General features: G+C 67.4%; 24 protein-coding genes, 1 tRNA gene and 1 pseudogene. 14 read left to right on the top strand and 12 right to left on the bottom strand.

Features of this window, described 5'->3' with window-relative positions; translation table 11 throughout:
• Nucleotides 1-7 precede the first annotated feature (7 nt).
• Nucleotides 8-169: a DUF4177 domain-containing protein gene (locus A9W96_RS31930; protein WP_007772224.1), complete on the bottom strand. Its 162-nt coding sequence runs from the start codon at nucleotides 167-169 to the stop codon at nucleotides 8-10.
• 35 nt (nucleotides 170-204) lie between these two features.
• Here A9W96_RS31930 and A9W96_RS29175 point away from each other — a divergent pair, with 35 nt between their 5' ends.
• A complete protein-coding gene (locus A9W96_RS29175; protein WP_066867654.1) occupies nucleotides 205-1,224 on the top strand; it encodes an ArsA-related P-loop ATPase in 1,020 nt (339 codons plus the stop codon).
• Nucleotides 1,221-2,378, top strand: coding sequence for an ArsA family ATPase (locus A9W96_RS29170; RefSeq protein WP_066867657.1), 1,158 nt, complete (start codon nucleotides 1,221-1,223; stop codon nucleotides 2,376-2,378). The genes A9W96_RS29175 and A9W96_RS29170 overlap by 4 nt, the downstream gene beginning before the upstream one ends.
• A 233-nt stretch (nucleotides 2,379-2,611) precedes the next feature.
• On the opposite strand, the gene A9W96_RS29165 is transcribed toward A9W96_RS29170, so the two are convergent.
• Nucleotides 2,612-2,962 (bottom strand): WhiB family transcriptional regulator, encoded by a 351-nt coding sequence (locus tag A9W96_RS29165; RefSeq protein WP_007772220.1) that lies wholly within the window; start codon nucleotides 2,960-2,962, stop codon nucleotides 2,612-2,614.
• A gap of 353 nt (nucleotides 2,963-3,315) precedes the next feature.
• Here A9W96_RS29165 and ponA2 point away from each other — a divergent pair, with 353 nt between their 5' ends.
• The 5 genes from ponA2 to A9W96_RS29140 all read left to right on the top strand — a co-directional run bounded on the left by ponA2 (nucleotide 3,316) and on the right by A9W96_RS29140 (nucleotide 9,036).
• Nucleotides 3,316-5,748 (top strand): transglycosylase/D,D-transpeptidase PonA2, encoded by a 2,433-nt coding sequence (gene ponA2 / locus A9W96_RS29160; protein ID WP_067144633.1) that lies wholly within the window; start codon nucleotides 3,316-3,318, stop codon nucleotides 5,746-5,748.
• Nucleotides 5,749-5,804: 56 nt separating this feature from the next.
• Nucleotides 5,805-6,824, top strand: a complete 1,020-nt coding sequence (locus A9W96_RS29155; RefSeq protein ID WP_067144631.1) for a metallophosphoesterase — start codon at nucleotides 5,805-5,807, stop codon at nucleotides 6,822-6,824.
• Entirely contained in the window at nucleotides 6,821-7,945 is a 1,125-nt protein-coding gene (locus A9W96_RS29150; protein ID WP_066867666.1) for a PLP-dependent cysteine synthase family protein, read from the top strand. Before A9W96_RS29155 ends, A9W96_RS29150 begins: the two co-directional genes overlap by 4 nt.
• 61 nt (nucleotides 7,946-8,006) lie before the next feature.
• Nucleotides 8,007-8,083, top strand: a tRNA-Pro gene (locus tag A9W96_RS29145).
• 263 nt (nucleotides 8,084-8,346) lie between these two features.
• A complete protein-coding gene (locus tag A9W96_RS29140) occupies nucleotides 8,347-9,036 on the top strand; it encodes a GAF and ANTAR domain-containing protein (RefSeq protein WP_067022566.1) in 690 nt (229 codons plus the stop codon).
• 44 nt (nucleotides 9,037-9,080) lie between these two features.
• Here A9W96_RS29140 and A9W96_RS29135 read toward each other — a convergent pair whose 3' ends face one another.
• From A9W96_RS29135 to A9W96_RS29125, 3 genes are all read right to left on the bottom strand, one after another.
• Nucleotides 9,081-9,728 carry a restriction endonuclease gene (locus A9W96_RS29135; protein ID WP_066867672.1) on the bottom strand — a complete coding sequence of 216 codons (648 nt, stop codon included), beginning with the start codon at nucleotides 9,726-9,728 and terminating at the stop codon, nucleotides 9,081-9,083.
• A 100-nt stretch (nucleotides 9,729-9,828) separates the two neighbouring features.
• Nucleotides 9,829-10,131, bottom strand: a complete 303-nt coding sequence (locus A9W96_RS29130) for a DUF4193 domain-containing protein (protein ID WP_066867675.1) — start codon at nucleotides 10,129-10,131, stop codon at nucleotides 9,829-9,831.
• A gap of 156 nt (nucleotides 10,132-10,287) precedes the next feature.
• Complete coding sequence (locus tag A9W96_RS29125; RefSeq protein WP_066867678.1) at nucleotides 10,288-10,605, bottom strand: hypothetical protein; 318 nt, start codon at nucleotides 10,603-10,605, stop codon at nucleotides 10,288-10,290.
• 207 nt (nucleotides 10,606-10,812) lie between these two features.
• Here A9W96_RS29125 and A9W96_RS29120 point away from each other — a divergent pair, with 207 nt between their 5' ends.
• Nucleotides 10,813-11,529, top strand: a complete 717-nt coding sequence (locus tag A9W96_RS29120; protein ID WP_231999956.1) for an HAD family hydrolase — start codon at nucleotides 10,813-10,815, stop codon at nucleotides 11,527-11,529.
• 14 nt (nucleotides 11,530-11,543) lie between these two features.
• On the opposite strand, the gene A9W96_RS29115 is transcribed toward A9W96_RS29120, so the two are convergent.
• Both A9W96_RS29115 and A9W96_RS29110 read right to left on the bottom strand, forming a co-directional pair.
• A complete protein-coding gene (locus A9W96_RS29115) occupies nucleotides 11,544-12,044 on the bottom strand; it encodes a DUF6328 family protein (RefSeq protein ID WP_067144626.1) in 501 nt (166 codons plus the stop codon).
• A gap of 163 nt (nucleotides 12,045-12,207) precedes the next feature.
• A complete protein-coding gene (locus A9W96_RS29110; RefSeq protein ID WP_231997738.1) occupies nucleotides 12,208-12,576 on the bottom strand; it encodes an STAS domain-containing protein in 369 nt (122 codons plus the stop codon).
• Nucleotides 12,577-12,747: 171 nt separating this feature from the next.
• Between A9W96_RS29110 and A9W96_RS29105 the strand changes: the two genes are divergently transcribed.
• From A9W96_RS29105 to A9W96_RS29080, 6 genes are all read left to right on the top strand, one after another.
• Nucleotides 12,748-13,641 (top strand): STAS domain-containing protein, encoded by an 894-nt coding sequence (locus A9W96_RS29105; RefSeq protein ID WP_066867687.1) that lies wholly within the window; start codon nucleotides 12,748-12,750, stop codon nucleotides 13,639-13,641.
• A gap of 31 nt (nucleotides 13,642-13,672) precedes the next feature.
• Nucleotides 13,673-14,062 carry an STAS domain-containing protein gene (locus A9W96_RS29100; RefSeq protein WP_066867698.1) on the top strand — a complete coding sequence of 130 codons (390 nt, stop codon included), beginning with the start codon at nucleotides 13,673-13,675 and terminating at the stop codon, nucleotides 14,060-14,062.
• On the top strand, nucleotides 14,052-14,462 hold the full coding sequence (locus tag A9W96_RS29095; RefSeq protein ID WP_066867701.1) for an anti-sigma regulatory factor: 411 nt from the start codon (nucleotides 14,052-14,054) through the stop codon (nucleotides 14,460-14,462). Before A9W96_RS29100 ends, A9W96_RS29095 begins: the two co-directional genes overlap by 11 nt.
• Before the next feature lie 46 nt (nucleotides 14,463-14,508).
• Nucleotides 14,509-15,081 carry a SpoIIE family protein phosphatase gene (locus A9W96_RS29090; protein ID WP_066867704.1) on the top strand — a complete coding sequence of 191 codons (573 nt, stop codon included), beginning with the start codon at nucleotides 14,509-14,511 and terminating at the stop codon, nucleotides 15,079-15,081.
• Nucleotides 15,078-17,294 carry a SpoIIE family protein phosphatase gene (locus A9W96_RS29085; protein WP_066867707.1) on the top strand — a complete coding sequence of 739 codons (2,217 nt, stop codon included), beginning with the start codon at nucleotides 15,078-15,080 and terminating at the stop codon, nucleotides 17,292-17,294. Before A9W96_RS29090 ends, A9W96_RS29085 begins: the two co-directional genes overlap by 4 nt.
• Before the next feature lie 87 nt (nucleotides 17,295-17,381).
• Complete coding sequence (locus A9W96_RS29080; protein ID WP_082972681.1) at nucleotides 17,382-18,383, top strand: iron-containing redox enzyme family protein; 1,002 nt, start codon at nucleotides 17,382-17,384, stop codon at nucleotides 18,381-18,383.
• On the opposite strand, the gene A9W96_RS31090 is transcribed toward A9W96_RS29080, so the two are convergent.
• The 5 genes and pseudogenes from A9W96_RS31090 to A9W96_RS29060 all read right to left on the bottom strand — a co-directional run.
• Nucleotides 18,331-18,576 (bottom strand): CDGSH iron-sulfur domain-containing protein, encoded by a 246-nt coding sequence (locus A9W96_RS31090; protein ID WP_082972680.1) that lies wholly within the window; start codon nucleotides 18,574-18,576, stop codon nucleotides 18,331-18,333. The two genes, A9W96_RS29080 and A9W96_RS31090, sit on opposite strands and share 53 nt — an antisense overlap.
• A complete protein-coding gene (locus tag A9W96_RS29075; protein WP_067144622.1) occupies nucleotides 18,573-19,262 on the bottom strand; it encodes a HemK2/MTQ2 family protein methyltransferase in 690 nt (229 codons plus the stop codon). The genes A9W96_RS31090 and A9W96_RS29075 overlap by 4 nt, the downstream gene beginning before the upstream one ends.
• Nucleotides 19,263-19,365: 103 nt before the next feature.
• Nucleotides 19,366-19,920, bottom strand: a complete 555-nt coding sequence (locus A9W96_RS29070) for a type 1 glutamine amidotransferase domain-containing protein (RefSeq protein WP_067022581.1) — start codon at nucleotides 19,918-19,920, stop codon at nucleotides 19,366-19,368.
• Between the two features lie 38 nt (nucleotides 19,921-19,958).
• Nucleotides 19,959-20,372 (bottom strand): malate dehydrogenase, encoded by a 414-nt coding sequence (locus A9W96_RS29065; RefSeq protein ID WP_067144620.1) that lies wholly within the window; start codon nucleotides 20,370-20,372, stop codon nucleotides 19,959-19,961.
• 187 nt (nucleotides 20,373-20,559) lie between these two features.
• Nucleotides 20,560-21,061: pseudogene (locus A9W96_RS29060) on the bottom strand (LLM class F420-dependent oxidoreductase); the annotation flags it as partial.

Genomic DNA, 21,061 nt, shown 5'->3' with positions numbered 1-21,061 from the left:
AAAGGCCTTACTTGGGGCGCTTCAGGTACGCGACGTGCTGCTCGCCGGTCGGCCCTTGCAGCACGGACACCAACTCCCAGCCGTCGGCACCCCACTGGTCGAGGATCTGTTTGGTGGCATGCGTCAGCAGGGGGACCGTGACGTACTCCCATGCGGTCGGTTGGCTCATGCCGCGAGCTTATCGGGTCGGGCTAGCATGCGAAGGTGGCAACCACATCGAGCGGCGGAGCTGCCGTCGGCTGGCCTGCGCGCTTGACGAAGGCCCGTTTACATTTCGTGACCGGCAAAGGCGGTACGGGCAAGTCGACCATCGCGGCGGCGCTGGCACTGACGCTGGCCGCCGGGGGCCGCAAGGTTTTGCTCGTGGAAGTCGAAGGCCGCCAAGGGATTGCGCAACTCTTCGACGTCCCGCCGCTGCCATACCAAGAAGTGAAGATCGCGACCGCCGAACGCGGCGGTCAGGTCAACGCCCTGGCGATCGACATCGAGGCCGCCTTCCTGGAATACCTCGACATGTTCTACAACCTGGGCATTGCGGGTCGCGCGATGCGCCGCATCGGCGCGATCGAGTTCGCGACGACGATCGCGCCCGGCCTGCGTGACGTGCTGCTGACCGGCAAGATCAAGGAGACGGTGATCCGCGTCGACAAGAACCGGCTGCCGGTTTATGACGCGATCGTGGTCGACGCCCCGCCGACCGGACGGATCGCGCGTTTCCTGGACGTCACCAAAGCCGTGTCCGATCTGGCCAAGGGCGGCCCGGTGCATTCGCAGGCCGACGGCGTGGTGAGGTTGCTGCACTCCGAGCAGACGGCCATTCACTTAGTCACCCTGTTGGAGGCGTTGCCGGTCCAGGAAACGCTGGAAGCCATCGAGGAGCTCGCCGAGATGCAGCTGCCGATCGGCAGCGTGATCGTGAACCGCAACATTCCGTCTTATCTGCAGCCTGCCGACCTGGCGAAGGCCGCCGAGGGTGACGTTGATGCGGACTCGGTGCGGGCCGGATTGGAAAAGTCCGGAATCAGCTTGAACGACAAGGACTTCGCCGGTCTGCTGACCGAGACCATCGAGCACGCGACGGTCGTCGCGACCCGCGCCGAGATCGCACAACAGCTCGAGGCGCTGAAGGTGGCGCGACTGGAACTACCGGCCATCTCCGACGGGGTCGACCTCGGTAGCCTCTACGAGCTGTCGGAATCACTTGCGCAGCAGGGGGTTCGATGAGCACCACGCCCAAACAGCTTGACATGGCCGCCATCCTGGCCGACACCACCAACCGTGTGGTGGTGTGCTGCGGCGCCGGCGGGGTGGGCAAGACCACCACAGCGGCCGCGATCGCGCTGCGCGCCGCCGAATACGGGCGCAACGTCTGCGTTTTGACGATCGATCCGGCCAGGCGGCTGGCCCAGGCGCTGGGGGTCAGCGACCTCGGCAACACGCCGCAACGCGTCCCGCTGGCGGCGGAGGTTCCCGGCGAGCTGCACGCGATGATGCTCGACATGCGCCGTACCTTCGACGAGATGGTGGTCCAGTACTCGGGACCCGGTCGCGCGCAGGCGATTCTGGACAACCAGTTTTATCAGACCGTCGCCAGTTCGCTTGCCGGCACGCAGGAGTACATGGCGATGGAGAAGCTGGGCCAGTTGCTGGCCGAGGATCGCTGGGATTTGGTGGTCGTAGATACGCCGCCGTCGCGCAACGCCCTGGACTTCCTGGACGCGCCCAAACGACTGGGCAGCTTCATGGACAGCCGGCTGTGGCGGCTGCTGCTGGCGCCGGGCCGCGGCATCGGGCGGTTGGTCACCGGCGCAATGGGTTTGGCCATGAAGGCGATGTCGACGATCCTGGGTTCGCAGATGCTCGGCGACGCCGCGGCGTTCGTGCAGTCGCTGGACGCCACGTTCGGCGGCTTCCGCGAGAAGGCCGATCGCACCTACGCGCTGCTGAAGCGGCGCGGGACGCAGTTCGTCGTGGTGTCGGCGGCCGAGCCCGACGCGCTGCGCGAGGCGGCGTTCTTTGTCGACCGCCTGTCGCAGGAAGGGATGCCGCTCGCCGGGCTGGTGTTGAACCGCACCCATCCGCCGTTGTGCTCGCTGCCGGCCGAGCGGGCAATCGATGGCAGCGAAATGCTGGACCAGGACGGCGATTCCGAGTCCGCGTCGCTGGCGTCGGCGGTGTTGAAGATTCACGCCGACCGTGCGCAGACCGCCAAGCGGGAGATCAGGCTGCTGTCGCGGTTCACCGGGGCCAACCCGCACGTGCCGGTGATCGGGGTTCCGTCGCTGCCGTTCGATGTTTCGGACTTGGAGGCGCTGCGGGCGCTCGCCGATCAGATCACTTCGGTCGGTGACGATGCGGGCCGGGCAACGGCCCGCTGAGGAACCGACCAATCCGAGCTACGCCGGTGACGATGCGGGCCGGGCAACCGCCCGCTGAGGAACCGGCCAATCCGAACTACGTCGGTGACGATGCGGGCCGGGCAACCGCCCGCTGAGGAACCGGCCGGCCGAAGATCCGGCCGGAGCCCGTCGTAACAGAAACGTAATGACGAATGGCGGGACGTGGGCCCTGCCCGCGCCGATCGACCAGCGGCCCGTCGGGCCGGTGAAGATCAGCCGACGCTGCGGGTCCGCCTCTTGTCGAAGAAGTCCGCCCAGGAAACCACCTCGGGGTGCTGCTTGAGCAGGGCGCGGCGCTGCCGCTCGGTCATGCCGCCCCAGACCCCGAACTCGACCTTGTTGTCCAGCGCGTCTGCCCCGCATTCCTGCATCACCGGGCAATGACGGCAGATCACGGCCGCTTTACGCTGGGCCGCTCCGCGGACAAACAGTTCGTCGGGATCGGTGGTCCGGCAGAGCGCCTTCGAGACCCAAGCGATCCGTTCTTCGGCATCGACACTGCGGAGTACCCCTTGTGCGGCTGCAATGTTTGTCCTACGCGCCGCCGGCCGTATTGGTGACACGAACTGTTCCCTTTCCCTACCGGCCGCCCGTCACGGCCGCCCTCCTCGGGTGCAGATCCTGACCTAGCGATCTACGCCACACTATGTACGTCGGTGTTACCTGAATCTCACCGTGTGTCTAAGTTAGGTGGTCAGGTGCCAATTGCGCAACAGTCCGATAACGCTTTTTTTGGGACGGGCGTGCCGTCTCGTACCAAACGATAGGCGAAGAAGTGATCTTGCACACTCTGTTGCACGTCTGACCTGTGACGCAACTGCAAATTCAGACCCGCCGCCACCGGTCTCAAGATGACGCAAATTTTGGAAGAACGTGCAGCGTGGCGGCGTGACTGGGGGCCGCTACTGTAGTAGCCATGTCAGACCGCCCCCCGGCCGCGCTCACGATCCTCAAGCTTGCGGGGCTTTGTTTGTTGGCCAGCGTCGTCGCCACGGCTCTGCTGTTCCCGTTCGCCGGCGGAATAGGACTGGTGTCCAATCGCGCCTCGGAAGTGGTGGCCAACGGCTCGGCCCAGCTGCTCGAGGGCGAGGTGCCCGCCGTGTCGACGATGGTCGACGCCAAGGGCAACACCATCGCCTGGCTGTATTCGCAGCGCCGGTTCGAGGTGCCCAGCGACAAGATCGCCAACACGATGAAGCTGGCCATCGTCTCCATCGAGGACAAGCGGTTCGCCGACCACAACGGCGTGGACTGGAAAGGCACCCTGACCGGCCTGGCCGGCTACGCCCGCGGCGACGTGGACACCCGGGGTGGCTCGACCATCGAGCAGCAGTACATCAAGAACTACCAACTGCTCGTCACGGCGAAAACCGACGCGGAGAAGCGCGCGGCGGTGGAGACCACCCCGGCCCGCAAGCTGCGCGAGATCCGCATGGCGTTGACGCTGGACAAAACCTTCACCAAGCCCGAGATCCTGACCCGCTATCTGAACCTGGTGTCGTTCGGCAACGGCTCGTTCGGCGTGCAGGACGCAGCCCAGACCTACTTCGGCATCAACGCGTCCGACCTGAACTGGCAGCAGGCGGCGCTGCTGGCGGGCATGGTGCAGTCGACCAGCGCGCTCAACCCGTACATCAACCCAGAAGGCGCGCTGGCACGGCGAAACCTGGTGCTGGACACCATGATTCAGAACATTCCGCAGGAGCAGGAAGCACTGCGCGCCGCCAAGGCCGCGCCGTTGGGCATCCTGCCGCAGCCCAACGAGCTGCCCCGCGGCTGCATCGCTGCGGGCGACCGCGCCTTCTTCTGCGACTACGTCCAGGAGTACCTGTCGCGGGCCGGGATCAGTAAGGAACAGGTGGCCCGGGGCGGCTACCTCATCAAGACGACGCTGGACCCGGATGTGCAGATCCCGGTCAAGGCGGCCATCGACAAATTCGCCAGCCCGACCCTGCCGGGGATATCGAGCGTGATGAGCGTGATCCAGCCCGGCAAGACGTCGCACAAGGTGATGGCCATGGCCAGCAACCGCACCTACGGCCTCGACGTCGACGCCGGCCAGACCATGCGCCCGCAGCCGTTCTCGCTGGTCGGTGACGGCGCGGGATCCGTCTTCAAGATCTTCACCACGGCCGCGGCCCTGGACATGGGCATGGGCATCAACGCCACCCTCGAGGTGCCGGGCCGGTTCCAGGCGAAGGGCATGGGTAGCGGCGGGGCGAAGGGCTGCCCCAAGGACAACTGGTGCGTGGTCAACGCCGGTAACTACCGCGGGTCGATGAACGTCACCGACGCGTTGGCCACCTCGCCCAACACCGCCTTCGCCAAGCTGATCCAGCAGGTCGGTGTGACGCGCACGGTGGACATGGCCATCAAGCTGGGGCTGCGGTCCTACGCCGACCCCGGCACGGCCCGCGACTACAACCCCGACAGCAACGAGAGCCTGGCCGACTTCGTCAAGCGGCAGAACATCGGCTCGTTCACGCTGGGCCCCATCGAGGTGAACGCGCTGGAGCTGTCCAACGTCGCGGCCACCCTGGCCTCGGGCGGCACCTGGTGCCCGCCCAACCCGATCGACAAGCTGGTCGACCGCAAGGGCAACGAGGTCGCCGTCACCACCGAGACCTGCGACCAGGTGGTGCCCGACGGTCTGGCGAACACGCTGGCCAACGCGATGAGCAAGGACGCCCTGGGCGGCGGCACCGCGGCCGGTTCGGCCAGCGCGGCGGGCTGGGACCTGCCGGTGTCCGGGAAGACGGGCACCACCGAGGCGCACCGCTCGTCGGGCTTCGTGGGCTTCACCAACCACTACGCGGCGGCCAACTACATCTACGACGACTCGACGAACCCCACCGATCTGTGCTCCGCCCCGCTGCGCCACTGCGCCGAGGGCGACCTGTACGGCGGTAACGAGCCGGCCCGCACCTGGTTCACCGCGATGAAACCGATCGCCACCAATTTCGGACCCGTGCAGTTGCCGCCCACCGATCCCCGCTACGTCGACGGGTCGCCCGGGTCACGGGTGCCCAGCGTCGCCGGCCTGGATATCGACGCCGCACGCCAACGCATCAAGGAGGCCGGCTTCCAGGTCTCCGACCAGAACAACTTCGTCAACAGCAGCGCGAAGCAGGGCGAAGTGGTCGGCACGACGCCGAGCGGCGCGACGATCCCGGGCTCGATCATCACCATTCAGGTCAGCAACGGCATCCCGCCGGCCCCGCCGCCGCCACCGGAAGGTGCACCGCCGCCGGTCGGTTCGCAGGTCGTCGAAATCCCGGGCCTGCCGCCGATCACCATTCCGCTGCTGGCGCCGCCACCACCGGCGCCCGGCCAGCCGCCGCCGCCATAAACGTCGTGACGTCAAGAGATACGCTGCCAGTCCCCGACCGGCAGTAGGCTGCCAGCATGGCTGATGCTCAAGTCCCGATTGCCCGGCTCCTCCCCGGGCCGCCTCGCGGCCCGCATCGTCGCCGAGCCGTGCCCGTCCTGATACGTGTCGGCGCCGCCACCCTTGCTTCGAGCGTCGCCGGCCTCGGTTATGCCGCGGTCATCGAGCGCAACGCGTTCGTCCTACGCGAGATCACCATGCCCGTGCTGTCCCCCGGCTCGACTCCGCTGCGGGTGCTGCATATCAGCGACCTTCACATGACGCCCGGGCAGCGCCGCAAACAGGCGTGGCTGCGCGAGCTGGCCGGCTGGGAACCGGACCTGGTGGTCAACACCGGCGACAACCTGGCCCACCCCAGGGCGGTGCCGTCGGTCATCCAGGCCCTGGGTGACCTGCTCTCTCGCCCGGGTGTCTTCGTATTCGGCAGCAACGACTACTTCGCGCCGAAGCTGAAGAATCCGCTGAACTACGTGACCAACCCGTCGCACCGGGTCCGCGGTGAACCGCTGCCCTGGCAGGACCTGCGGGCGGCGTTCACCGAGCGCGGCTGGCTCGATCTCACCCACACGCGCCGCGAGTTCGAAGTAGCCGGCCTGCACGTCGCGGCCGCGGGCGTGGACGACCCGCACCTGGACCGGGACCGCTACGAAACCATCGCCGGCCCGGCCAGCCCGGCGGCGAATCTGCGGCTGGGACTGACCCATTCGCCCGAGCCCAGGGTGCTGGACCGGTTCGCCGCCGACGGCTATCAGCTGGTGATGGCCGGGCACACGCACGGTGGCCAGGTGTGCCTGCCGTTCTACGGCGCGCTGGTGACCAACTGCGGCCTGGACCGCTCGCGCGCCAAGGGACCGTCGCGCTGGGGCGCGAACATGCAGTTGCATGTGTCCGCCGGCATGGGGACCTCGCCGTTCGCGCCGGTGCGATTCTGCTGCCGCCCGGAGGCGACCCTGCTGACGTTGATCGCCACCCCGATGGGCGACCGCGACGCGGCCAGCGACCTGAGCCGTTCGCAGCCAACAGCATCGGTGCGTTGACCGGCCAGACCCGGATCGCGGTCCGCAGCCGCTCGCGTTGCTGGACCGACAATGCGATCCGGCTGATCCAGGCCGACGCCCGGCGCAGCGCCGACACCCATCTGCTTCGCTATCCGCTGCCGTCGGCGTGGAGCATGGGCGGTCCCGGCGCCCAGGTCGCGCTGTACCTCAAAGACGAGACCACGCACATCACCGGCAGCCTCAAGCACCGGCTGGCCCGCTCGCTGTTCCTCTACGCGCTGTGCAACGGCTGGATCGACGAGGGCACCACCGTGGTCGAGGCGTCGTCGGGTTCGACGGCGGTGTCCGAGGCCTATTTCGCCGCCCTGCTGGGGCTGCCGTTCGTCGCCGTGATGCCGGCGGCGACGAGCGCGTCGAAGGTGGCGCTGATCGAAGCCCACGGCGGCCGTTGCCATTTCGTGCAGAGCGCCAGCGAGGTCTACGCCGAGGCCCAGCGGATCGCCCACGAGACCGGTGGGCACTACTTGGACCAGTTCACCAACGCCGAACGCGCCACCGACTGGCGGGGCAACAACAACATCGCCGAGTCGATCTTCGAGCAGATGCGCGAGGAGGAGCACCCCGTCCCGGAGTGGATCGTGGTCGGGGCGGGCACCGGCGGAACCAGCGCCACGATCGGGCGCTACATCCGGTACCGGCGCCACGCCACCCGGTTGTGCGTCGTCGACCCGGAGAACTCCGCGTTCTTCCCCGCCTACGCCGAAGGCCAGAACGACCTGAACGACCTGGTGCTGCCCGGCTCGTCGCGCATCGAGGGCATCGGCCGGCCGCGGGTGGAGCCGTCGTTTCTGCCCGGCGTCGTCGACCGGATGGTGGCCGTCCCGGACGCGGCGTCAATCGCGGCCGCGCGGCACGTCAGCGCCGTGTTGGGGCGCCGGGTGGGGCCGTCGACGGGGACCAACCTGTGGGGTGCGTTCGGCCTGCTCGCCGAGATGGTCGCCGAGGGCCGCAGCGGTTCGGTCGTCACGCTGCTCGCCGACAGCGGCGATCGCTACCGCGACACCTATTTCAGTGACGAGTGGGTGCGGGCGCAGGGATTGGATCCGACCGGCCCGGCCGAGGCGCTGGTCGAGTTCGAGCGATCGTGCACCTGGACGTGACCTCGCGCACCGCGGTTTGGCCAGCCGACGGCCCGGTGCGATAGGCTGTCGGAGCTTCAAGCGGGGTGTGGCGCAGCTTGGTAGCGCGCTTCGTTCGGGACGAAGAGGCCGTGGGTTCAAATCCCGCCACCCCGACCAGTTGGACATCCGTCGCTCGTCAGCCGCGGCGGAGGGTCGCGACCGGCGTCTGGCCCCCGTCAACCGGGGTCCGTCCAGAGTCGGTATCGGGCGCAATCGGCGGAAACCCGGCCGATATAATGGATCTCACCGTCATGCTAAGCAGACAGCATCGACTTTCGTCGCCGTCATAGCTAATCAGTGATCGCCTCGCGAGACCGCAGGCTGCAGAAAACGGCGCGGAATTGCCTGTAACCGGTCTCGAAGCATGAGGGCGACATTCAGTGACCAATTTTGACGATCTGACCCTGCTCACCGACGTTCTGCGCGCCATCTACTCCGCGGACGCGTCTGACTTCCCCCAGGTGCTCGACGACCTGACCAGCGCGGCCGCGCGCTGGGTGCCGGGGGCTCAGGAAGCGGGGATCACCGTCACCAGCCGGCAGAACGAGATCAGCACCCCGTCGGTCACCCACGACAGCGCCCGCCTGCTGGACGAGTTCCAGCAGCGTCACCTGGAGGGGCCGTGCGTGCACGCCGCGTGGACCCGCAAGGTCGTCGTCATCGACGACCTCGAGATGGACCAACGTTGGCCGAAGTATCAGGCCGACGCGCTCGCCCACACGCCGATCCGCAGCGTTCTGTCGCTGCCGATGTTCGCCGACGAGCTGAGCATGGGCGCCCTGAACTTCTATGCCGATCGCCCGCAGGCCTTCTCCGAGGACTCCCGTCGGATCGCCGCCATCTTCGCGACGCTGGGCGCCCTGGCGTGGAGCAACGTGGTGCGCACCCAACAGTTCAAGGAAGCCCTGAGCACCCGCGACATGATCGGCCAGGCCAAAGGCATCCTCATCGAGCGCTACGACCTCGACGATCAGACCGCCTTCAACACGCTGATCAAACTCTCGCAGAGCATGAACACCCCGCTGCGGGACATCGCGCGCCGGGTGATCGATGACGCCACCCGGCGCTGACACCGGCGTGACGGCCCGAACATGCTGTGGCGCAGAGGCTCTCGTTAGGCGTCCCACTCCGGTTCCAGCCGCTGCGGCCGGGCGTGGGGAGCGACCCCGGGTGTGCGCCGCGGGCCCCGGCCGGGAACGGTGGCGATTCGCGTCCAGCTGTGCAATTGGGTGCGCGCCACCAGACGGCAGTGATGGGTGCTGGCCAGCCGGCGAGCCGCCTTGGTGAAGGTCTGGTTGGTCACCACGACCGTCCGGTTGCAGCCATGGTGCAGCGCCCCGGCCACGACCTGCTGGACCGCGGCCACGCCCACCGCCTTCGCCAGCCTTTTGCATTGAACGGCCATGCGGGCACCGTCCTTCTTGGCGATCAGGTCCACGCCGTAGTCGCCGGTGCTCGCCGTCGGGGTGACGCTGTAGCCCGCGATCCGAAGCTGTGCCGCAACGAATTCCTCGAACTCGGTGCCCGACATCCGATCGATGGTCCGCAGCCCGGCTTTCGCGCATTTGAGGTCGCGGCGTCGCTGCGCGTCGGCCTGGTGGCGATCCCGTTGCAGCGAAAGCCACCACAGGATGGCCACCGCGGCGGCCAGGCCGACCAGGCCGGCCGCGCATCCCGCCGGCAGGCTACCGGTGGCCCGCTGCGTGAAATACCAAGGGAGCGCTAACCCCAGCGGCAGGAGCGACCCGAGCACCTTCTCCATCGTCCGCTGAACCTAGTGGATGCCACCGACAATCCAGCGCAGGTTCGCGGTCGCGGCGCGGGGCTCACGCGGGCCGGGGAGTCTTCCGGAAGAGCCGATCTCAGGCGCAGTCGGCGCACACCGGAAGGCCGGCGCTCGACGTGCGCATCCGGCTACGGTGCTGGACCAAAAAGCAGCTGGAGCAGGTGAACTCGTCGGCCCGCTGCGGAATCACGGTCACCGACAGCTCTTCCCCGGACAGGTCGGCGCCCGGCAGCTCGAAGAAGTGCACATCGTTGGGGTCCTCGTCCACCACGGTGGTGGCGGCTCCCTGCAGGGTCGGGGCCAATTCGCGTAGCGAGGACTTGTCCGGGGTGTCCGCGTCGGATATACGGCGTGCGTCGTAGTCAGTGGTGGTCGCCATCGGTGTTCCTTCCTGCTCCGGAACGGGTTGACGCACTTTCCTGTACTCACCCGTGGCGCAGGCAGTACCCCGTTCGGGGGTGTGCTACACCATTGCGACCGAAAAAATGTGCCCAATTCACCCGCTCGCCGCGGGATCAGGCGCGTACCGATTCCGTCAGCTGCTGGGCGGTGGCGCCGGCTGGTCGGAATGCTTGGCATGCCAGCGCAGTTCGGCATCGCGAACCTTGCGGTGGGTGCGCAGCAGCCAGGTCGCGCTCAGCGCGCCCAATATGACGGCGGCGATCAGGGCGACGGCGCCGACCACCAGATGGCCGGCGGCCACGGCGAACAGCCCGACGGTGAGGGCGATCACCGCGAGGGCCGACCCGGCAAGCCCGGGTGCGTTGGCGCCGTTCTGGAGGGATTCGCCGGCGTGCGCACGGGTGGTACGGGCATGGTCGACTGGGGCGTTCTTGCGGTAATCCAACGTCATTCCTCGTCGAAAACTATTGTGTGCCAGCGTCATTCAATACATACGGCCTAGGTCGGATCCGCTGGCAAGCACGGCACAGCCGTCCCGGCGCAGCGGATCATCACCCGGGGTACCCGTCGGCCCAGGGACCAAACGAAGGGTGGACCGTGTCAGTCACGCCCTGCGTGGGTATGCCGGGCACATGATTTCACGATCGCATGCGGGCGGGTGCCCCGGCACCGGCGCCGGGAGCCTGCCCTGACGGCGCGCGGCGGCCGCCCCGCCGTCCTGTTCGACGTCGACGGAACCCTGGTGGATTCCAACTACCTGCACGTGCACGCCTGGCAGCGCGCGTTCGACGCCGAGGGCATGGTGGTGGCGTCCTGGCAAATCCATCGCTGCATCGGTATGGACGGATCCACGCTCGTGCGCAAGCTCTCCGACGACGCCCCGGCCGACGTCCAGGAGCGCCTCAGCGACAAGCACAGCGAGTACTACCGGGAGATCACGCCGCTGCTGCAACCGCTGCCCGGCGCCCGCGACCTGCTGCGCCGCGTCGCCGAGCTGGGCTTGCAGGTGGTGCTGGCCAGCTCGGCGCCCGAAGACGAACTGGAGATCCTGCGCAAGGTGCTCGATTGCGACGACGTCATCTCCGAGACGACGTCGTCACGCGACGTCGACACCGCCAAGCCCGAACCCGGCATCGTTAACGTGGCCCTGGACCGCGCCGGTGTGGACGCCGAACACGCCGTGTTCGTCGGGGACGCCGTATGGGACGCACGCGCCGCGTCCGGCGCGGGAGTGCCGTGCATCGGGCTGTGCAGCGGCGGCATCGCCCGCGCGGAACTGCAGGAGGCGGGGGCCGACCCCGTCTTTGCCGATCCGCGTGACCTGCTCGAACACCTGACGTCCACCCGGATCGCGGCGCTCGCGCCCGGTCGCTGACCGGCGGGGTCGCGTCACTCGCCGTGCGTCCGCAGCATCAGTGGCAGCACCCACCAGAAGAAGGTGAACAGCGGCAGCGCACACACTCCGGCTATCAGGCCCACGGTTCGCCCGGCCACCGCGGCGAAGATGATCGTGGTGAGGCCGATGACCGCCAGACCGAGCAGGGCCAGCCCGGCATAGGCACACCGGTGTGCGGCCGAGACCAGGACTTGTAGCCGATGACGCCGGAAGAGCATCCGGTGCATGGCCACCGGCGCGATCAGCAAGACGGTCGCGCACACCGCGCACACCACACTGGCCAAATAGACCACCCGCATCGGCGGCCCCAACACGTCGAAGCGCTGCTGGAACGGCAGGGTCAGCAGGAATCCGGTCAGCAGCTGCACCCCGGTCTGGACCACGCGCAGCTCCTGCAGCAGGCTGTTCCAATTGCGGTCCAGCCGTTGAACTTCTGTCTCGCCGCGCGCACGGCGATCCCACCGCTGGTCCGACTGCGGATGGTCGACGTCCATAGCCCCGATCATCGCACCTGCGCCGGGCGCGCAGACCGCTTCAGGCCGGCGGTGTCCTCGAGAAAAAACGCAGAATAGGCGCCGAAATCGACGAGATGCGAAATTGAAATCGCCCCATCCGCGCCAAAGGCGTTGTCAGGCAAGCGATGGGTAAAGCGCGGCGCTAGCTGTTGAGTGTGCCGTCCCGCACGCCGGTCAGTGCGTCGTCGAGCGTCGGATACAGCGGGAAGGTCTTGTCCAGACCGGTCAGGTGGATCGGCCTGCGGGTGGCCGGACCGCGTGCGACCACGCCGAACCCGGTCTGCTTGCCCAGCTTCTCATACGTCGCGGCCAGGATCTTCAGGCCGACCGAGCCGAGAAACTCCACCGCCGAGAGATCGATGACCAGCGCCGTCGGGCTATCGGCGACGACAGCGCTAATGGCTTGTTCCAGCGCGGGCGCCGTGACCAAATCGATTTCGCCGCTGACACTGACCACGGACACCCCGTCGTGGTCTTCAACCAACGTGGTAATCGAATCAGGAGCTGACAATGGCAATCCTTCGTCCTGGGCCTTGAGTGCCTTAAGCGTGGTTCAACCCTAGCCTGCCGTTACGAACTGCGAGAAGAATATGCCCTCTACACGTGCCCCGCGACAACCCAGGCTAGTCTCGCAAAAGGAACTGCAGACCGCAGGGCGCGACGTGGCTACTCGGGAGGCCAGATGTCAGATTCGCCGTCGGATTTCAACAGTACCGGCGCCGCCGCGCAGACCGTGGGTATTTCCAGCGAGGGCCTACTGCCGCAGCTAGTTCAGCATCTACGGCAGAATCGGACGATTTTGCGCGAGGAATGGGCCCGCCGCATCACCGAGGCGCAGTTGCTCACCGCGATGACCCCGGAGGAGATTTTCTCCGAGGCGACGACGGTCTACGACAGCTACGTCGAGGTGCTCGAGACCGGTAGCGTCGAGGCACTGCAGGACTACGCGCGCGACCTGTCCGAACGCATCATCCCGCGCGGTGTGGAGACCGACGAGGTACTCGGCATCGTCCTGCTGCTGCGCGACGTGCTCGCCCGCTCGCTGTTCGAGAAGTACCAGACCGACTTCGACATGCTCAATCGGGTGCTGGACGCCTACGAGCCGGCGGCAAACCGCATCGCCAACACGGTGGGCGTGTCGTTCGTACAGGAACGCGAGCGCATCATCCGCCAGCAGCAGGAGGCGATCCGCGAGCTGTCGACGCCGGTGCTGCAGGTGCGTGAGCAGCTGCTGATCCTGCCGATCATCGGCGTGCTGGATTCTCAGCGCGCCCGCCAGGTCACCGAACAGCTGCTGCGGGCCATCCGCGCGAACCGGGCCAAGGTGGTGGTCATCGACATCACCGGTGTGCCCACCATCGACTCGACGGTAGCCAACCACCTGGTGCAGACCGTCGACGCGTCGGGGTTGATGGGTGCCAGCGTGATCATCACCGGCCTGTCCTCCGAGATCGCGCTGACGCTGGTGACCATCGGGCTGGACCTGTCGAAGATGAACGCGGTCGGCGACCTGCAGGGCGGCATCGAGGAGGCCGAACGCCTGCTGGGCTACGAGGTCACCCGCACCGGCGAATAGACCGGCTAACCACCATCGACACGAGCACCCTATGCCAGTACCGATCCTGAAGCAGGGCTCGATTCTCATTGCGTCGGTACAGGCCGCCCTCACCGACTCCGACGCCGAACGCCTTCGTTACGACCTCATGGAACGGGTCAGCCAGTTCCGCGCCCAGGGCATCATCGTCGACGTCACCGCCATCGATGTGATGGATTCCTTTGCCGCGCGGTCGCTGCGGACCATCGCGCACATGACCCGGCTGCGCGGCGCGGACACCGTGATCGTGGGGCTGCAGCCGGAGGTGGCCTTCGCGATGGTGCAGCTGGGTCTTGAGTTCGACGACATGAACACCGCGCTGGATCTTGAAGAGGGCCTCGCCCTGCTGAATCGCCAAGGCGGCGTGGGGAAGTCAACGATCGGGCTCGACGGTGGCGGCTGATATCGTCGTCGCCATCGACCACCCCGACGACATCGTCGAAGCCCGCAAGGCCGGACACCAACTCGCCCTCGATCTGGGATTCTCCCTTACCGACGTCACGATGATCGCCACGGCGATCTCGGAGATCGCGCGGAACATCACCAGCTACGCGGGCCGCGGCGCGGTTCGGGTCGCCGTCGCCGATCGGGAGGGACGCGAAGCCCTGGTGGTGCGCGCCGAAGATCAGGGCCCCGGCATCGCCGACATCGAGCGGGCGATGGAAGACGGCTACACGACCGGACGGGGTCTGGGCATGGGCCTGCCGGGTGCCCGCCGCCTGATGGACCGGTTGGTAGTCGAGTCGACCCTGGGCCAGGGGACCGTCATCGAAATGTGGAAATGGGTTCCCCCTCGTGCATAAGAACGGGCGTTTCGGACCTATCGAATGGGCAAGGGCGGGTAGGCCTTTGCCGAGCGAGGACACCTCCGGTGATCGGGGCATTGCCGTCGACATCGCCGGTACGGCCGCATTGTTCGGACTGGTGGACGGGCTCGGCCACGGGCCTGCCGCCGCCGACGCCGCGCTGCGGGCGGTCGACACGGTCACGCGGGCCGCGTCGGAGCCGATCGAAGTGTTGATCCAACTCTGTCACCGGGTGTTGGCCGGCACCAGAGGAGTCGCAATGACGTTGGCGCGGGTCGACTTTGCCGACAACACGGTGACGTGGGCCGGCGTGGGCAATGTCACCGCCCATCTGGTGACCAAGGCACCAACCGGTATCCATATCCAGTCCACGGCACGTCTCATTGGCGGCATCGTCGGTTATCGCATACCGGAAATCAGACCAGCGCAAGCCGTTTCGATTCGCCCCGGTGATCTGCTGCTGATGCGGACGGACGGAATCATCGAAGACTACCTGGACCATATCGACTTTTCGGCCCCGGCGGTCGCCATCGCCGAAGGACTCCTCGGCAAGGACGCGAAGGAGACCGACGATGCGATGGTGCTGGCCGCGCGGCACCGGGGAGTGACGATGTGAACGCCCACCACGACTTTTACGACCAGTACGAGGCCGCGTTACGCGCCTACGTCGATTCGCGTGACGAGGCGACCCTGTCGGTCGGCAACGAGCTCGGGCGCAGGGCCCTGCAGGAGCAGATCAGCCTGCTCGACATCGTCGAGCATCACGTGCGGCTGGTCTTCGAAATTGCGACGGACGTGCGCGTGGATGCGCCGATCGCGCTGGAGTTCCTGCTGCAGCTGCTGGTTCCGCTGGACGTCGCGACGCGTGGCTTCATCGACGGCAACAGACGCTACGCCGAACAACGGGCCCGCGCCGAGGGGCTGGCCGATCGCGACAAATTCCGCACGGCACTGGTGAATTCCCTGCAGGAAGGCTTCTTCGTCGCCGATCACGAGGGCTCGGTGGTCGAGATGAACAGTGCCTTCATCGAGATCCTCGGGTATTCCAGCGAGGGTCTGCCGTATCGATGGCCGCACCCCTGGCTGGTCGACACCAAGACGGCGGCCGAACAGATAACCCGGGTGCTGAGCCACGGCCGGGCCGACTACGAAACACCGATTCGCCACGCCGACGGGCATCTGGCGTGGGTGAAGGTGAGCATCAACGCAGTCAAGGAAACCGGCAGCGATCGAGATGCCTACGTGGGAACGATCCGTGACGTCACCGCCGAGCGCGCCTTCGCGGCCCGGGAGAGCGCGGTGCTGCGGCTGGCCACCGCGGTGGCGGTGGCCAAAAGCGTGGACGAGCTGCTGTCGATCACCCTCGACGAGTGCAGCGCGGCGATCGACGTGCAGCGGGTGATCGCGGTCTCGTGGCCCAACGGTGACGGCGACCCGACCGTCCAGGTGGCGGGCGAGCCGTCCGCCTCGTCATGGCGCGCGCTGGAGCCGTGGTTGCGCAACACCTTTCAGGACGCGCGCCACCAGCTGCCGCTGACGGCGAAAACGATTGAGGCGCCGGGGAATCCAGGCAAGGCGCAGGGACTGGTCGCGGTGCTCTCCGGCACCGGGAACCTGGCGCTGTGGCTCGAGCTGCGCACACCGCGGTGGGTCAGCGGGGAGGATCGGCTGCTGGTCACCGTGTTGATCAGCCACCTGAGTCTGGCCATGCAGCACGTGCGCCAGTTCGAGAGCGCGCGCGAGACGTCGCTGACCTTGCAGCGCGCCATGCTGCCGCCGGTTCAGCCGCCGCCGGGCTTCACCGTTCGCTACGAACCCGCGGTGCCGCCCTTGGAGATCGGCGGCGACTGGTACGACGTGCTCCCGATCGGCGAGCACCACATCGGCATCGTCGTCGGCGACTGCGTGGGCCGCGGCCTGCCGGCCGCCGCGATCATGGGGCAGCTGCGCAGCTCCGCGCGGGCGCTACTGATCAACGGCGCCGAACCCGCGGTGCTGCTCGATCAGCTCGACTCGGCGGCGTCGCTCATCCCGAATGCGTACTGCACCACGGTGTTCCTGGCGATTCTGGACACCGAGACCGGGGTGCTGCAGTACAGCAACGCCGGACACATGCCGGCCGTGCTGGCCGGGCCGGAGCCCGGCACGACCACGCTGTTGACCGATGCCGCGTCGGTGCCGCTCGCGGTCCGCCGGACCGAGCCGCGCCCACAGACCACCCAGGTGCTGCCGCCCGGCTCGACGCTGATGCTGTTCACCGACGGCCTCGTGGAACGCAAACACGAATCGATCGACGACGGAATCGCCCGCGCCGCAGACGTTCTGGCGCAGACCATGACATCACCCCTGGACACCGTCGCCGATGAGGTGCTTCGTAAGCTGGCTCCGGCAGCGGGATATGACGACGACGTCGCGATGGTGATCTACCGCCATCAGCACAGCCCGCTGCGGATCGAAACCGTCGCCACCGCAGACCAATTGGTCAGCATCCGGCATCGGCTGGCGGACTGGTTGCGCGCCGGGGGCATCGGTGAAGACCTGACCGCCGACATCGTGCTGGTGGTCAACGAGGGGTGCACCAACTGCGTCGAACACGCTTACCGTGGTTTCGCCGCCGGAACCATGCTGCTCGAAGTCAGCCTCACCGACGACGAAGTGCGCACCCGGATCACCGATTACGGATCGTGGAAGACGCCGGCCGCCAACCCGGGCAACGGTGGCCGCGGCTTACCGCTGATGCGGATGCTCAGCGATTCCATGGACCTGGACACCACCGCCGCCGGCACCACCGCCGACATCACCTTCCGACCGCCGTCAGCGGCCGGCTGAGGCGGGCGGGGGACGTATGCGACCGCCGGCGCGCCGTTTGCCAGCCCCCGGTAGCGGGTAGACATCGGCGTGACCCACGCATCGACCATGACCGAACCCGTCCTGCCTGCAGCACACGGGCCGCTGTCAACAGCCGTGCGTTGCGCGCTGTCCGGCCCGCCCTCCGGCGATCACCTGACCCGTATCGGCGCGTCGGTGCGCGATTCAGATCCCTATGGTCTGGATCTGCAGCTGGCGCTGTCGATGTGCTACGAGCTGCACTATCGGGGTCTCGCCGGCGTCGACCCCGCCTGGGAGTGGAACCCGGCGCTGCTGGGGCTGCGCGCCGAGCTGGAACGCGTCTTTCTGGCCGGCGTGCGCCGCGATGTCGGACTCATCGACCCCGATCAGACCGCGGCGGCCGAGATGGAAGCGCTGACGGTCGAACCCGTCGACGGCACCGGCCCGTCGTACTACCTGCGCGACACCGGAACCTGGCAGCAGATGTGTGAATACTTCGTGCACCGCTCGCTGTATCACCTCAAGGAGGGTGATCCGCACGCCTTTGCCATCCCGCGGCTGCGCGGAGTGGCCAAAGCGGCATTCGTGGCAATCGAATTCGATGAGTACGGCGCCGGACATGGCGCGCGGTTACACCAGCAGCTGTTCGCGGATCTGCTGTCGGCGGCCGGACTGGACGCGACGTATTGGGGCTACATCGACGCGGTGCCCGCCGAATCGCTGGCGGTGGTCAACCTCATGTCGCTGTTCGGGCTGCACCGCTCGTTGCGCGGCGCCGCCATCGGGCACTTCGCCTCGACGGAGATCACCTCACCGCCGGGATCACAGCGCATGGTGAAGGCGTTGCGCCGCCTGCAGGCGCCAGCGGCCTGCGTCGAGTTCTACAGCGAGCATGTCGAGGCCGACGCGGTGCACGAGCACGTCGTGCGCATCGATGTCGTCGGCGATCTCGTCGCCCAGGAGCCGCAACTCGAGCACGACGTCATCTTCGGTATCCGGGCGCATGCCGCGGTGGAAGACCGCCTGGCGGAACGGATTATGACGTCGTGGCGCCAGAATCAGACGTCGCTGCGGCGGCCGCTGGAGTAGCCGACGCCTTGAGGCGTCGACACCTGCGATGGCTGGTGTCGCACAACGGATAATTGTCGCTGCGCCGGCAGGTACAGATCGCCACCATGAACCGGTCGGACTCCACGACCTCGCCGTTGGGCATCTCGATGCGCACCGGGCCCGAGACCAGCACGGGCCCGTTGGGCACCACCTGTACCCGGGTAGTGGTCATCGCTTTTCCGCGCGGATCACGATCAGCTCTTCTTCGCGCCGGCCGCGCGGGATCAGGCCGACGCTCTCCAACCATTGCGCCCGCGACGACAGCACCGGACCGAACGGTATCCATTTGGAGGCAATTACTTTCGCGTCCATCCCGGCCCACTTCAGGGCATCCAGCGACTGCTGCACGCCGGACAGCGCCGAATGCACTAGCAGCAGGGATCCGCCGTCGCGCAACAGCTTTGGCGCGGTCTCGCACAGCGGATCGAGGATCGTGCGGCCGTCCGCGCCGGCATTCCAGGCCCAGGACGGGCCGGCGGCCGGGCAGATCTCTTCGGTCTCGGCGCCGGGCGGGGTGGGGACATAGGGCGGGTTGGACACGACGACGTCGAACGGCGCGTCATCCACCGCGGCGTTCCAGGAGCCCTCGCGGACGTCGACCTGCACGCCGGCCACCGCGGCGTTCTCCCGGGCACAACACACCGCCTGCGGGCAGATGTCGAAGGCGGTGGCACTCGCGCATCCCATCGCGGCAGCCGCGATCGCGACGAACCCGCTGCCCGTGCAGAGATCGAGCACACGACGCCCCGGGATCAGGCCGGAATCGTGCATCACGTCCACCAGCAAACGGGAGTCCTCCTGCGGCTGATACACGTTTGGCACCGGTGAAACAACGGGCTCGGGATACGTGGTTGTCACTGTTGGCCTTTCGAGAACCCTACAAGGATTGCCGCTGATCACGGCTTGGCGGGATAATGCCCGCAAACCGGCGCATTCAAACGGAACGGCCGAAAAGTCGCGGTCAGCCGGTAGTCGCCTGCGCGAATTGCTTGAGGATGGTCGCGCAAAACGCCGGAAGATCCGATGGGGAACGGCTGGTGATCAGGTTGCCGTCGACGACGACCTCCTCGTCGACGACATGGGCACCCGCGTTGCGCAGATCGGTGCGGATACTGGCGTACGAGGTCAGCGTCCGGCCCACTGCCACACCGGCTTCCACCAGCGTCCAGGGGCCATGACAGATGGCCGCCACCGGCTTGCCCGATCCGACGAAATCGCGAACGAAAGACACCGCGGATTTGTCCATGCGCAGCTTGTCCGGGTTCACCGTGCCGCCCGGCAGCACCAGGCCGTCGAAGTCGTCCACGGACGCCTCGGATACCTTGCGGTCGACGGCAAACGTTCCCGCCGGTTCCAGATCGTGATTACGCGCCTGGATTTCGCCGTCCTTCAGCGACAGCAACTGGACTTTTGCGCCGGCCTCCTGCAGCGCCGCACGCGGCTGTTCGAGCTCGACTTTTTCCACACCGTCGGCCGCCAAAATCGCAATCTTCTTGCCTTGCAACTCGTTTGACATCGTCGGTCCCTTCCTGCGAATCACCGATTACTTTCGCCTCAAAGAGCTCGTAGCGCTGGAGCGCCTGATGCGGCCCCGTTGCCGGTCGTGCGTAGCGCCGTGTACAGGTCCAGTCCGGCGATACCGGACAGCAGTGCCGCCGAGATGGCGCCCTGGCCGCGTCGCCCCGGGCCGCGGGCGGCCACGCCCGCGATCAACAGGGCCATGTCCAGGACGTCCCCGGCCACCCGGGTCCACACCAGCTTGGCGGGACCGCCGAGCAGCGCGGCGCCATGGCCGCATTCGCGGACCCCGAGCGCGCGGATCACCCGTCGCGACCGGCTGGTGTCATCCACGCCCGCGATTGCGGCCACTTTGCCCGGGGCGACCAATTCGCTGACGCCGAGTCCGAAACTGGCACCGCTGAGGACCTTGACGAGTGTGTTCGTGGTGCCGTCGGTCTGATCGCTCAACTTTCACTCCCCCTTGCTTCGCCGGAAGACCTGTGTCCGGGCCACCGGCGGTGCGGCGGCGATTTGCGGGGCCAACGCCGCCGGAACGCCCGTCACGTCCCAGCTCTGCCGACGTCCCGACGCGCGTTGGCCGGCTCCGCACGACTGCGAACGCGGATACCCGGGCGGGAAGCGGTCAAACCTGCGATCAGTTTGCTGCGTCGCGCAACGCCGCGAGCAAAGGCTCCGCGGCCTCGGCGAGGAACCGCTCTTGGGCTTCCCCGCCGATCTGCACCAGCGCGATGTCGGTGAACCCGGCCTCCCAGTACGGCCGGACGCCCTCGACGATGGCATCGAGGTCAGGACCGCAGGGAATGGTCTCGGCGACGTCTTCGGGCCGCACGTACTGGGTCGCCCCGGCGAAGCCGGCCGGCGTCGGCAGATCCGCGTTGACCTTCCAGCCGCCGGCAAACCAGCGGAACTGGTCGTGTGCACGCTTCACCGCGGTGTCGCGGTCGGGATCCCAGGAGACCGGTATCTGGCCGACCACCCGTCCGCCGCCCGCGAGGTTGGCGGCTTGGCGGGCGGAGTGCCATTCCCTGACGAGTTCGGCGTCCGGCTCCACCGCAATGAGGTGGTCGGCCAGCTTGGCGAACTTGTCGACGCCCCGCGCACCCGCCATCGCCACCCCGATGCCGACCGGCACGTCG

Source organism: Mycobacterium sp. 1245852.3 (assembly GCF_001669335.1).
Taxonomy (GTDB): domain Bacteria; phylum Actinomycetota; class Actinomycetes; order Mycobacteriales; family Mycobacteriaceae; genus Mycobacterium; species Mycobacterium europaeum_A.
The sequence above is the reverse complement of the archived record's forward strand: the minus strand, read 5'-3'. Positions and strand labels throughout refer to the sequence as shown.

What these genes read in the sequence shown, in the direction of transcription:
- A9W96_RS31930 (WP_007772224.1), bottom strand. Translation starts at nt 169, where the DNA reads ATGAGCCAACCGACCGCATGGGAGTACGTCACGGTCCCCCTGCTGACG.
- A9W96_RS29170 (WP_066867657.1), top strand. Translation starts at nt 1,221, where the DNA reads ATGAGCACCACGCCCAAACAGCTTGACATGGCCGCCATCCTGGCCGAC.
- ponA2 (WP_067144633.1), top strand. Translation starts at nt 3,316, where the DNA reads ATGTCAGACCGCCCCCCGGCCGCGCTCACGATCCTCAAGCTTGCGGGG.
- A9W96_RS29155 (WP_067144631.1), top strand. Translation starts at nt 5,805, where the DNA reads ATGGCTGATGCTCAAGTCCCGATTGCCCGGCTCCTCCCCGGGCCGCCT.
- A9W96_RS29135 (WP_066867672.1), bottom strand. Translation starts at nt 9,728, where the DNA reads ATGGAGAAGGTGCTCGGGTCGCTCCTGCCGCTGGGGTTAGCGCTCCCT.
- A9W96_RS29130 (WP_066867675.1), bottom strand. Translation starts at nt 10,131, where the DNA reads ATGGCGACCACCACTGACTACGACGCACGCCGTATATCCGACGCGGAC.
- A9W96_RS29125 (WP_066867678.1), bottom strand. Translation starts at nt 10,605, where the DNA reads ATGACGTTGGATTACCGCAAGAACGCCCCAGTCGACCATGCCCGTACC.
- A9W96_RS29115 (WP_067144626.1), bottom strand. Translation starts at nt 12,044, where the DNA reads ATGGACGTCGACCATCCGCAGTCGGACCAGCGGTGGGATCGCCGTGCG.
- A9W96_RS29105 (WP_066867687.1), top strand. Translation starts at nt 12,748, where the DNA reads ATGTCAGATTCGCCGTCGGATTTCAACAGTACCGGCGCCGCCGCGCAG.
- A9W96_RS29100 (WP_066867698.1), top strand. Translation starts at nt 13,673, where the DNA reads ATGCCAGTACCGATCCTGAAGCAGGGCTCGATTCTCATTGCGTCGGTA.
- A9W96_RS29080 (WP_082972681.1), top strand. Translation starts at nt 17,382, where the DNA reads ATGACCGAACCCGTCCTGCCTGCAGCACACGGGCCGCTGTCAACAGCC.
- A9W96_RS31090 (WP_082972680.1), bottom strand. Translation starts at nt 18,576, where the DNA reads ATGACCACTACCCGGGTACAGGTGGTGCCCAACGGGCCCGTGCTGGTC.
- A9W96_RS29070 (WP_067022581.1), bottom strand. Translation starts at nt 19,920, where the DNA reads ATGTCAAACGAGTTGCAAGGCAAGAAGATTGCGATTTTGGCGGCCGAC.